This is a genomic window from Streptomyces longispororuber, assembly GCF_014656095.1.
In the GTDB taxonomy this organism is placed as follows: Bacteria; Actinomycetota; Actinomycetes; order Streptomycetales; family Streptomycetaceae; genus Streptomyces; species Streptomyces longispororuber.
The window spans coordinates 1-12,140 of record NZ_BNBT01000202.1 but is presented as its reverse complement, the minus strand read 5'-3'; the positions used below and the strand labels follow the sequence as shown (position 1 = coordinate 12,140).

The following is a 12,140-nucleotide window of genomic DNA, read 5'->3' as shown; positions in this document are numbered from 1 at the left end:
GGTGCTGGCGCTCGGCGCGGCCCGCGCCGCCCGCCGTGACCGGCGCCCGGTTCACCGCGGTGCTGCCCGCCGGGGCGCTCGACGCGGTGCCGCCGGACGCCGCGAAGCGCCTCGTCGCGGAGGCGGACCGGCTGATGGCCGGGCACGTCGCGTACTTCGGCGTGGTGCGCGACGACCTGAGGGACCCGGACTGGTGGTACGACCCGAGGACCGGGCGCCGCGCACCCTGGGGCTACGCCTTCGACGTGCCGTACCGGAACGAGGACGCGGTCGGGGACATCAAGCAGATCTGGGAGCCGTCCCGGCACCAGTACCTCACCCAGCTCGCCGCCGCCCACGCGCTCACCGGGGACGAGCGGTACGCCGAGCGCGTGGCCGCGCACCTGCGGTCGTGGTGGGCGGCCAACCCGCCGCTGCGCGGCGTGCACTGGATCAGTGGCATCGAGCTGGGCATCCGGCTCCTGTCCTGGGTGTGGATCCGCAGGCTGCTCGACGGCTGGCCGGGCGCGGCGGGCCTGTTCGAGGACAACCCGGTGGCGCGCGAGCAGATCTGGCACCACCAGCGCTGGCTCGCCGCCTTCCCCAGCCGGGGCACCTCGGCGAACAACCACGTCATCGCCGAGACCACCGGGCAGACCGCCGCGGCCTGCGCGTTCGGCTGGTTCCCCGAGTCGGCGCGGTGGCGGGGCGAGGCGCTGCGGTCCCTGGCGCGGCACCTGCGCGCCAACACCTTCCCCTCCGGCCTCAACCGCGAGCTGGCCACCGAGTACCACGGACTCGTCCTGGAACTGGGCCTGGCCGCCGTGGCCGAGGCGGACGCCGCCGGGGTGCCGGTGCCCGCGCCGGTCCGCCCGGTGCTCCTGCGGATGACCGACGCGCTCGCGGCCGTCGTCGACGACCGGCTGCGGCCGCCGCGCCAGGGGGACGCCGACGACGGGCACGGTCTGGTCCTGGACGGCGCGGGCACCGACCGCTGGGGCTCGCTCCTCGCCACCGGGGAGGCGGTGTTCGGCCGGCTCGCCTGGTGGCCCGAGGTGACCGGCACCGACGTGCGCACCCCGCTGCTCGCCGCGCTCGTCCGGCCGTACGCGCGGGCGGGAAGTACAGCGGGGAGCACGCGGGCGGGAAGCACAGCGGGGAGCGCGCGGGCGGGAAGCACGGCGGGGAGCGCCCGGGCGGGGAGCGCGCGGGCCGTGGCCCGCCCCACCGCGCGGCCGGACCACTTCGCCGACGCGGGCCTGACCCTGCTGCGGGGCCCCGGGGGGATCTGGTGCCGCTGCGACGGCGGCCCGCACGGCTTCCTGGGCATCGCCGCGCATGCCCACGCGGACGCGCTGTCCGTGGAGGTCCGGCACGACGGGGTCGACGTGCTGGCCGACCCGGGCACCTTCTGCTACCACGGGCAGCCCGAGTGGCGGCGGTACTTCCGCTCGACCCTCGGCCACAACACCCTGCAACTCGACGACGCCGACCAGTCGGTGTCCGGCGGCCCGTTCCTGTGGACCCGGCACGCCCGCAGCCGTGTCCTGGTCGCGGAGCCGTCCGGCGCCGACGGCGGGACGGCCCGCTGGTGCGCCGAGCACGACGGCTACCGGGGCTCCGTGCACCGCCGCCGGGTGGAGCTGACCGCCGCGCGCCGGGAGCTGCGCGTGGTGGACGAGGTACGCGGCCCGCGCCGGGCCGCGCGGCTCGCGTTCCACCTCGGCCCGGCGATCACCGCGGACCTGGCGGGCGACCGGGCGGTGCTCACCTGGACGCGGGACGGCGAGGACCGCTCCGCGGTGCTCGACCTGCCCGGGGAGCTGTGCTGGCGGGCGCACCGCGGCGCGACGGACCCGCCGCTCGGCTGGTACTCCCCCGGCTTCGGGCGCAAGGAGCCCGCGACCACGCTGGTCGGCACCGGCTTCACCGAGAGCGCGCGGGGGATCACCACCGTGCTCAGGTTCGGCTGCTAGGGGGGGCGCGTGGGGATCACGTGGCGGAAGAGGGCGTGGCCGGCGGCACCGCTGGTGCCGGCGGTGCTGGCGGTGCTGGCGGTGCTGGCCCTGCTCGCGGTGACCGGCTGTGACAGCGCGCCGGACGCCCGGGCGGAGCCGACCGCCGCGCCCTCCCCGCGCGTGGCCCGGGTGTGCGCGAAGCCCGCGGCCGGGCCGGCGAAGGCACCGGCGGGCGCGGTGACCGTCGACCCCGCGGTGGTCGGCGACCTGGCCGCGAAGACCCGCAGCCACCCGGCGCGCACCACGTTCTGGCTGCGGCCCGGCACGCACCGGCTGGAACCGGGCCGCTACGCCCAGGTCGTCCCCAAGAAGGGCAACCGCTACCTCGGCGCGCCCGGCGCGGTCCTCGACGGCCGGAAGAAGAACCAGTACGCGTTCGGCGGCGGTGCCCGCGACGTCACCATCCGCCATCTGACGGTGCAGCGCTTCCAGGCGCCGCCGGACGAGGGCGTGGTCAACCACGACTCCGCCGACGGCTGGGTGGTCGAGCACGCCACGATCCAGCACAACTCCGGCGCCGGGCTGATGGCCGGCGCCCGCCAGCGGGTCCGGGCGAGCTGCCTGCGCGGCAACGGCCAGTACGGCATGAACGCGTACAAGGACGACGGCCCCCTGACGGACCTGGTGGTCGAGGGCAACGAGATCACCGGCAACAACACCGACGACTGGGAGCGGCGGCGCAAGGGCTGCGGCTGCACCGGGGGCGTCAAGTTCTGGGCCGTGGACGGCGCCGACGTACGCGGCAACTGGGTGCACGACAACCGCGGGGCCGGGCTGTGGGCGGACACCAACAACAACGACTTCCGCGTCGAGGACAACGTCCTCGAGGCCAACGACGGCGCCGCGCTGATCTACGAGACCAGCTACAACGCGGTCATCCGGAAGAACACGATCCGGCGGAACAACTGGGTCGACGGCCGCAAGTACGCCGACCGCGGCGACACCTTCCCGTTCGCCACGGTCTACCTCTCCGAGTCCGGCGGCGAACCACGGGTGAAGGCCCGCACCGACAAGATCGAGGTCTACCGGAACGTGCTGGAGGACAACTGGTCCGGCATCACCCTGTGGGAGAACGCCGACCGGTTCTGCAACAGCCCGGCCAACACCTCCACCGGTGACTGCACCCTGCTGGTGCGGGACGCCGACCGCTGCGCGCGGCCGGCGATCGCCACCGCGCCGCTGTACGCCGACTGCCGGTGGAAGACGCAGCGGGTGGACATCCACGACAACCGCTTCGTCCTCGACACGTCCGTCGTGCGGTGCGCGGCGAAGTGCGACCGCATGGCGGTGCTCGCCAACTACGGCACCTACCCGGACTGGTCGCCCTACCAGGGCCAGCGGGTGGCCGAGGCGATCACGCACAAGCAGCACAACCGCTGGCACGACAACGTCTACGTCGGCCCGTGGAAGTTCGTCGCCCACGACCCGAGCCGGGTGCTCGACTTCGCCCAGTGGCAGAGCGCGCCCTACGAGCAGGACGCGGACAGCACCCTCGACGTACGGGCGGGTGGTTGAGGTGGAGCGGGAGCCGCACCACGGCGGGGTGCCGGGCGGGGCGGGAGCCGTGAGCCCGCGGCCCGGCATGCCGGGCGGGGCGGAGGCCGTGCGCCCGCGGCCCGGGGCGCCGGGGGTCGTCGGGGTCGTGTGGGGGCTGCTCGTCCTCAACACGCTCGGCTCCGCCGGGGCGAAGACCATCGTGCCGCTGCCCCGCTCGCTCATCCAGCTCGTCACCATGGGCGCGCTGGTGGCCGCGTTCACGCTGGCGCTCGCGCTGAACCTGCGGCTGCGCGTCCGTGCCAGCGCCTTCCTGCTGCTCCTCACCCTGCTGCTCGTACCGAGCGTGCTCTCCAGCGTGCAACTGGAGTCGGGGCTCGGCGCGCTGTTCCGCTGCGCCCGGCTGGCCCTCTTCGTCGCCACGCTGTGGCTGCTCAGCCGCTGGTGGGACGGCGAGGTGGCGTTCGTCAGACACCACATCCGGATGTACTTCGCGGTGCTCGGCTCGGTGGCCGTGGGCCTGGTCGTCTCACCGGGCGCGGCCCTGCCCGACCTCTACGGCGGGCGCCTCGTCGGCGCGCTGTGGCCGCTCACCCCGCCGCAGATCGGGCAGTACGCCGCGGTGATCGTCGGGCTCACCGTGCTGCTCGTCCTCGGCCGCAGGACCGACCGGACCAGCGCGGCCGTCGTCATCGTGCCCTCGCTCGTCCTGCTCGCGCTGACCCACACCCGGACGGCCACGCTCGGCCTGCTCATCGGCCTGGTGGTGGCGATCGGCTCGCTCGTCCTGACGAGCACCGCGGCCCGCCGGTTCTTCACCTGGGCGGTGCTGTGCGCCGCGGTGGCCGCGGTGGGGTTCGCCTCCGCGCTGCGGGCGTGGTTCCTGCGCGGCCAGAGCCAGGAGCACCTCACCAGCCTGACCGGGCGGGCCAAGGTCTGGGACGCGCTGCTCGCGGCGGACCGCTCGACCGTGGAGAAGGCGTTCGGCGTGGGCCTGGGCGACAAGTCGTTCGGCGGGCTGCCCATCGACAACAGTTGGCTGGCCGTGTACCACGAGCAGGGCTGGACGGGCGTCACCCTCGTGGCGGCGGTCGTCCTCGTGCTCGGCGGCGTGGCGCTGCTGCGGCCGCCGTCGCTGCAGCGGGCCTGCGCCATCTTCCTGATCAGCTACTGCGCCATCGCCTCGTACACCGAGGCCGGTCTGGGTGACGCCTCGCCGTACCTGCTGCACCTGACCGTGGCCGCCTCGCTCCTCGCGGCGCCCGCCGCGGCCCCGCCCCTGCCGGCGCCCGCGACCCGTCGCCGACGTGTCCCGCGCTGGGCCCGGAATCCGGAGGTGACCTGAGCATGCACGTGCTGGTGGTGCACAACCGCTACGCGTCGGCGCAGCCGAGCGGCGAGAACAAGGTGGTCGACCAGGAGGTGGAGCTGCTGCGCGCGTCCGGCCACCGGGTCGGCGTGTTCGAGCGGCGCAGCGACGACATCGCCGCCCTGTCCCTGCCCGCCAAGGCCGCGGTGCCGCTGCTCGTGCCGTGGAACCCGGGGGTCCGCAAGGAGTTGGCCGCCCGGCTGCGCGCCGAGCGCCCGGACGTGGTGCACGTCCACAACGTCTTCCCGCTGCTTTCGCCCGCGGTCCTGGCCGCCTGCGCCGACGCCGGGGTGCCCGCCGTCGCCACGCTGCACAACTACACCCAGGTCTGCCCGCCGGGCACCCTGCAGCGGGACGGCCGCCCGTGCGCCGCGTGCGTCGGGCCGGCCGTCCCGCTGCCCGCCGTCCGGCACGGCTGCTACCGCGGCTCGCGCCTCGCGACGGTGCCGCTCGCGGTCGGCCTGGCGGTGAACCGGCGGCGGTGGTGGTCCGGCGTGGAGCGGTTCTTCTGCATCTCCGCGGCGCAGCGCGACACCCTGGTGCGCTCCGGCATGCCGCCCGAGCGGCTCGTGGTGAAGCACAACTTCGTGCCGGAGCCGGACGTCCGCCGCGAGGGCCCCGGCGAGCACCTGCTGCACCTCGGCCGGCTCGCGGAGACCAAGGGCGTACGGCTGCTGATGGCCGCGTGGGACGAGCTCGCGGCGGGCGGCGGGGTGGGCGTGCCGCTCGTCGTCGCGGGCGCGGGGCCGCTGGAGCGGGAGGTGCGGGCCTGGGCGGCGGGCCGGGACGACGTGCGGTACGCCGGCCTGTACGACCCGGCGCAGTGCCGCCGGGCCGTCGCGCGGGCGGTCGCCGTGGTGGCCCCCTCGACGTGGCGGGAGACGTTCGGCCTGGTGGTCGCGGAGGCGATGGCGGCCGGGGTCCCGGCCGTCGCCGCCGGGCACGGCGCGTTCGTCGAGCTGGTCGAGGACGGCGTGACCGGGCTGCTGCACCGGCCGGGCGAGGCCGCCTCGCTCGCGGCGTGCATCCGCCGGATCACGGCCGGGCCGCGCAACCAGGAGATGGGCCGGGCCGCCCGGCGCCGCTACGAGCGGGGGTTCAGCCCGGCCGTCGGTCTCGAACGCCTGGTGGAGGGGTATCGGTCCGCGATCGCGGACCGGACGGAAAGAGTGGGGGACAGTAGATGACACGATGCCGACTCTGCGGTTCGGCGGCGCTGGCGAGCGTCGTCGACCTGGGGGCGACCCCGCCGTGCGAGAGCTTTCTCGCCGCGGACCGGCTGGACGAGCCGGAGCCGGCGTACCCGCTGCACCTGCGGGTCTGCACCGACTGCTGGCTGGCGCAGATCCCGCCGCTGATCACGCCGGAGGAGACGTTCAAGGAGTACGCGTACTTCTCCTCCTTCTCGACCTCGTGGGTGGAGCACGCGCGCACGTTCGTCGCCGACGCCGTACAGCGGGTGGGGCTCGACGGCGAGGGCTCCGACGCGTTCGTCGTCGAGGTCGCGAGCAACGACGGGTACCTGCTGCGGCACGTGGTGGACCGCGGCATCCGCTGCCTCGGCATCGAGCCGTCGGTGAACGTCGGCGCGGCGGCGCGGGACGCGGGTGTGCCCACGCTCACGGAGTTCCTGTCCCCGGAGACCGGTGCGGCCGTCCGCGCCGAGCACGGCCCGGCGGACCTGGTCGTGGCCAACAACGTGTACGCGCATATCCCCGACGTCGTCGGGTTCACGAAGGGGCTGCGCGCCCTGGTCGCCGACGACGGCTGGGTCTCCATCGAGGTGCAGCACCTGCTGACCCTGATCGAGGAGAACCAGTACGACACGATCTACCACGAGCACTTCCAGTACTACACGGTCGCCTCCGCGATCCGGGCCCTCGCCAGCGGCGGACTCGCGCTGGCGGACGTCGAGTTGCTGCCCACGCACGGCGGCTCCGTCCGCCTGTGGGCCCGGCCGGCCGAGGTGGCCGGTGCACCCTCCCGCCGCGTGGCCGACGTACTGGCCCGCGAGAAGGCCGCCGGGCTGCAAGAGCTGTCCGGGTACACCGAGTTCTCCGCCCGGGTGGCCAAGGTGCGCAGGGACCTTTTGAAGTTCCTCGTCGAGGCGGCCGAGCGCGGCGAGACGGTCGTCGGCTACGGCGCCCCCGGAAAGGGCAACACCCTGCTGAACCACTGCGGCATCCGGCCCGACCTGCTCCCGTACACGGTCGACCGCAACCCCTACAAGCACGGCAGGTTCACCCCGGGCACCCGCATCCCGATCCTGCCGCCCGAGCGGATAGCCGCCGACGAACCCGACTACGTCCTCGTCCTGCCGTGGAACCTGCGGGCCGAGCTGGTCGAGCAACTGTCCTACGTCCACGACTGGGGCGGCCGCCTTGTCTTCCCCATCCCGGAACTGAGCATTGTCGAGGTCAAGCCATGAAGGTCGTCCTGTTCTGCGGCGGTTACGGGATGCGGATGCGCAACGGGGCGTCCGACGACGTGCCCAAGCCGATGGCGATGGTCGGCCCACGGCCGCTGATCTGGCATGTCATGCGCTACTACGCGCACTTCGGGCACAAGGAGTTCATCCTGTGCCTCGGATACGGCGCCCACCACATCAAGGACTTCTTTCTCACCTATGAGGAGACGACGTCCAACGACTTCGTGCTGCGGGGCGGACGGACCGAACTGCTCTCCACCGACATAGCCGACTGGACGATCACGTTCGCGCAGACCGGCATCGAGTCGCCGATCGGGGAGCGTCTGCGCCGGGTGCGGCACCATCTGGACGGCGACGAGATGTTCCTCGCCAACTACGCCGACGTGCTCACCGACGCCCCGCTGCCCGAGATGATCGACCACTTCGCCCGGCGCGACGCCGGGGCGTCGATGATGGTGGTGCCGCCGCAGTCCTCGTTCCACTGCGTGGACCTGGGCGAGGACGGCCTGGTGGGCGGCATCACCGCGGTGAGCGAGCTGCCGCTGTGGGAGAACGGCGGCTACTTCGTGCTCCGCCAGGAGGTCTTCGACCACATACCGGAGAACGGGGACCTGGTCGCCGACGGCTGCGCCCAACTGGCCAAGAGGGGCCGCCTGGTGGCGCACCAGCACCGCGGCTTCTGGAAGCCGACCGACACCGTGAAGGAACGGGCCGCGCTCGACGAGGCCTACGCCCGCGGCGACCGCCCGTGGGCCGTGTGGGAACGGGACAACGCCGGGGTGGGCGCGTGATCCGGCTCGGCGCCGGGCGCCTGGACCGGCTCGTCGCCCTCGGCGCGCACTGCGACGACATCGCCATCGGCGCCGGCGGCACGCTGCTCGCGCTGTGCCGCGCGCGCCCCGGCGTCCGCGTCGACGCGCTGGTGCTCTCCGGCGGCGGCGGCGAGCGCGAGCAGGAGGAGAAGGCCGCGCTCGCCGCCTTCTGCCCGGGCGCCGACCTGCGCCTGACCGTGCTCAAGCTGCCGGACGGCCGGCTGCCCGCGCACTGGGACGAGGCCAAGGGCGCGGTCGAGGAGCTGCGCGAGCGGGCCGATCCCGACCTGGTCCTCGCCCCGCGCACCGACGACGCGCACCAGGACCACCGCGGCCTGGCGCAGCTCGTGACCACCGCGTTCCGCGACCACCTCGTGCTCGGCTACGAGATCGTCAAGTGGGACGGCGACCTCGGCCGGATGGCGGCGTACCAGCCGCTGACCCCGGAGACCGCCGAGGAGAAGGTGCGGCTCCTCCAAGAGCACTACCCCTCGCAGCGGCACCGGCCCTGGTACGACCGGGAGGCCTTCCTCGGCCTGGCGCGCATCCGCGGCATCGAATGCCACACGCGCTACGCCGAGGCGTTCGCCGTCACCAAACTCACTCTGAACCTGGGGGACTGAACCTTGCGCGTGCTGCTCACCGGACACCAGGGCTACCTGGGCACCGTGATGGCCCCGGTCCTCGCGGCCGCCGGGCACGAGGTCGTGGGTCTCGACGCCGGCCTGTTCGCCGACTGCGTCCTCGGCCCGCCGCCCGCCGACCCCCCGGGGCACCAGGTGGACCTGCGCGACGTCACGGCCGACCACGTCGCCGGGGTGGACGCCGTGATCCACCTGGCCGCGCTCTCCAACGACCCGCTGGGCGCGCTGGCTCCGGAGCTCACCTACGACATCAACCATCACGCCTCCGTACACCTCGCCCGGCTGGCCCGCGACGCCGGGGTGCGGCGCTTCCTGTACGCGTCGACGTGCTCGGTCTACGGCGCCGCCGGCGGTAATGACCTGGTGAACGAGTTCGCCCCGCTGCGCCCCGTCACGCCGTACGCGGAGTCCAAGGTGCGCGTGGAGGACGACCTGCACGCCCTCGCCGACGGCGACTTCAGCCCGGTGTACCTGCGCAACGCCACCGCCTTCGGCTACTCGCCCCGGCTGCGCGCCGACATCGTGCTGAACAACCTGGTGGGCCACGCGCTGCTGTCCGGCGAGGTCCTTGTGCTGTCCGACGGCACCCCCTGGCGCCCGCTGGTGCACGCCGCCGACATCGCGCGGGCCTTCACGGCCGCGCTGGCCGCGCCGCGCGAGGCGGTCCACGACCGGGCGTTCAACATCGGCAGCGAGACCAACAACGTCACCGTCGCCGAGATCGCCGCGCAGGTCGCCGAGGCGGTCTCCGGCTCCCAGGTGAAGATCACCGGGGAGACCGGCGCCGACCCGCGCTCCTACCGGGTCGACTTCTCCCGGTTCCGCGCCGCGGTGCCCGGCTTCGACTGCGCGTGGACGGTGAAGCGGGGCGCCCTCGAACTCGCCGACGCCTACCGTGCGCACGGGCTGACCCGGGAGGGCTTCGAGCAGCGCTTCACCCGCCTCGCCGTGCTGCGCGCGGCGTCCGAGGCGGGCACCGTCGACGAGACCCTGCGGCGGCGCCGGTGACCACGACGGGCGAACGGCCGGTGACCCCGGTCGGCGAGGAGCCGGTGACCGCGCCCGGCGGGGAGATGTACACCCTGGTGGAGCGGCTGTACCCGCTGTGCCGGAGCATCACGGGCGACGGCGTGCGCGCCACCCTGGAGATCGTCGACGAGTACGTGCCGCTCCAGGTGCACGAGGTGCCGACCGGGACGCGGGTGCTCGACTGGACGGTGCCGCAGGAGTGGAACATCCGGGACGCCTACATCGCCGACAGCACGGGCGAGCGGGTCGTCGACTTCGCCGCGTCCAGCCTGCACGTGCTCGGCTACAGCGTGCCGGTGTCGGCGACGATGCCGCTGGCCGAGCTGCGCCCGCACCTGCACACCCTGCCGGAGCACCCGTCCTGGGTGCCGTACCGCACCAGCTACTACAAGCCGGACTGGGGGTTCTGCCTGGCGCAGGAGACCCTGGACGCGCTGCCGGACGGCGAGTACGAGGTGCGGATCGACTCCACGCTCGCCGACGGCCACCTCACCTACGCCGAGCACGTGGTCCCCGGGCAGGTCCCCGACGAGGTCGTCGTCTCCTGCCACGTCTGCCACCCGTCGCTGGCCAACGACAACCTGGCGGGCATCGCGGTGGCCACGTTCCTCGCCCGGGCCCTCGCCCGGGAAACGCCGTACCACACCTACCGGTTCCTCTTCGCGCCCGGCACCATCGGGGCGATCACCTGGCTGGCCCGCAACCAGGAGCGGATCGGGAACGTGAAGCACGGCCTGGTGCTGGCCTGCGCCGGGGACCGGGGGCACCTGACGTACAAGAAGAGCAGGCGCGGTGACGCGGAGATCGACCGGGTGCTGCGGCACGTCCTCGCGTCCTCCGAACGGCCCCACGAAATCAAGGAGTTCGCTCCGTACGGCTACGACGAGCGGCAGTTCTGCTCCCCCGGCTTCAACCTGGGCGTGGGCTCGCTCACCCGGACCCCGTACGCGGGCTATCCCGAGTACCACACCTCGGCGGACGACCTGGACTTCGTCTCCCCGGAGGCCATGGCGGACACGCTCGCCGTCTGCCGCGAGGCGTTCGCCGTCCTCGACCGCAACCGGCGGTACGTCAACCTCAGCCCGTACGGCGAACCGCAGTTGGGCCGGCGCGGCCTGTACGACGCCATCGGCGGCCGCAGCGACGCCAAGCAGGCGCAGATGGCCATGCTGTGGGTGCTCAGCCTCTCCGACGGCGAGCACGGTCTGCTGGACGTCGCCGAGCGGTCCGGGCTTTCGTTCGACACCGTCGCCGCCGCGGCCGACGCCCTGGCCGCGGCGGGACTGGTCAAGGCGTGACGCCGATGTCCACCGGGAGCGAGCGGACGAGGCCGCCGGGCGGATCCACCCGGCGGGCCGTCGCCGGACGGCTGTCCTGGGGCCTCGCCGACCAGGCGGCCTCCAGCATGACCAACTTCGCGGTGGGCATCTACGTGGCGCGCTCGCTCGGGCTGACCGCGTTCGGCGTGTTCAGCCTGGCGTGGGTGACCTACGGCGTGGTCCTCAACGTCTCCCGGGGCCTGGCCACCGACCCGCTCATGGTGCGCTTCAGCGGCGTGCCGGAGGCGTCCTGGCGCGCGGCGGTGGCCCGGTCGGCGGGTACCGCGCTCGGCGCGGGCACCGTCCTCGGCGCGGTGTCCCTGGTGGCGGGGCTCGCCTTCGGCGGCCGGGTCGGGACCGCGTTCGCCTGCCTCGGCGTCGTGCTGCCGGGGCTGCTGCTCCAGGACGCGTGGCGGTTCGCGTTCTTCGCCGCCGGGGCCGGGCGCAAGGCGTTCCTCAACGACGTCGTGTGGGGCGTCGCGCTCGTCCCCGCCCTGGTCGTGGCCGCCCGCGTGGGCAGTGTGGCCGCCTTCGTGCTCGCCTGGGGCGGATCGGCCGCCGTGGCCGCGGTGTACGGCTGCTTCCAGTCCACCATCCGGCCCCGGCCGACCGGAGCGCGCGCGTGGCTGCGCGCGCACCGCGACCTCGGCTCCCGGTACCTGGTCGAGAACGTCAGCAACAGCGGCGCGAGCCAGCTCCGGGCGTACGGGCTCGGCGCGATCGTCGGCGTCGGCGCGGTGGGCGTCATCCGGGGCGCGGAACTCCTGCTCGGCCCCTTCCTGGCCGTCCTGATGGGGCTCTCCCTGGTCACCGTCGCGGAGGCGGCGCGGGTGCTGCGGCGGGCCCCGCACCGCCTCGGCCCGTTCTGCCTCGTCCTCGGCGGCGGACAGGCCGTCGCCGCGCTGCTGTGGGGCGGGGCGCTGCTCCTCGTGCCGGACCGGGCCGGGGAACTCGTCCTCGGCGGCGTCTGGGGCGCCGCGTCGGACCTCGTCGTGCCGGTCACGCTCGGCGTGGCGGGCGCCGGACTCGGCACCGGCGCCGCGGCCGG

Annotated in this window: 10 protein-coding genes; all 10 read left to right on the top strand. The window is 74.2% G+C overall.

What is annotated here, in order from left to right:
* Positions 1-1,955 (top strand): heparinase II/III family protein (locus IE330_RS35310; RefSeq protein ID WP_190140269.1); only part of this gene is annotated, 1,955 nt, incomplete at its 5' end.
* A 9-nt stretch (positions 1,956-1,964) separates the two neighbouring features.
* Entirely contained in the window at positions 1,965-3,512 is a 1,548-nt protein-coding gene (locus tag IE330_RS35305; protein WP_190140268.1) for a right-handed parallel beta-helix repeat-containing protein, read from the top strand.
* Positions 3,513-3,579: 67 nt separating this feature from the next.
* A complete protein-coding gene (locus IE330_RS35300) occupies positions 3,580-4,836 on the top strand; it encodes an O-antigen ligase domain-containing protein (protein ID WP_190140271.1) in 1,257 nt (418 codons plus the stop codon).
* A gap of 2 nt (positions 4,837-4,838) precedes the next feature.
* Entirely contained in the window at positions 4,839-6,047 is a 1,209-nt protein-coding gene (locus IE330_RS35295) for a glycosyltransferase (RefSeq protein WP_190140267.1), read from the top strand.
* A complete protein-coding gene (locus IE330_RS35290; RefSeq protein ID WP_190140266.1) occupies positions 6,044-7,288 on the top strand; it encodes a class I SAM-dependent methyltransferase in 1,245 nt (414 codons plus the stop codon). The genes IE330_RS35295 and IE330_RS35290 overlap by 4 nt, the downstream gene beginning before the upstream one ends.
* Positions 7,285-8,079, top strand: coding sequence for a glycosyltransferase family protein (locus tag IE330_RS35285; RefSeq protein WP_190140265.1), 795 nt, complete (start codon positions 7,285-7,287; stop codon positions 8,077-8,079). Before IE330_RS35290 ends, IE330_RS35285 begins: the two co-directional genes overlap by 4 nt.
* Positions 8,076-8,723, top strand: a complete 648-nt coding sequence (locus IE330_RS35280; protein WP_190140264.1) for a PIG-L deacetylase family protein — start codon at positions 8,076-8,078, stop codon at positions 8,721-8,723. The genes IE330_RS35285 and IE330_RS35280 overlap by 4 nt, the downstream gene beginning before the upstream one ends.
* A 3-nt stretch (positions 8,724-8,726) precedes the next feature.
* Complete coding sequence (locus IE330_RS35275; RefSeq protein ID WP_190140263.1) at positions 8,727-9,752, top strand: NAD-dependent epimerase/dehydratase family protein; 1,026 nt, start codon at positions 8,727-8,729, stop codon at positions 9,750-9,752.
* Between the two features lie 65 nt (positions 9,753-9,817).
* Positions 9,818-11,071: a DUF4910 domain-containing protein gene (locus IE330_RS35270; protein ID WP_190140270.1), complete on the top strand. Its 1,254-nt coding sequence runs from the start codon at positions 9,818-9,820 to the stop codon at positions 11,069-11,071.
* A 5-nt stretch (positions 11,072-11,076) separates the two neighbouring features.
* The coding region (locus IE330_RS35265) for an MATE family efflux transporter (protein ID WP_190140262.1) at positions 11,077-12,140 on the top strand (1,064 nt) is incomplete at its 3' end.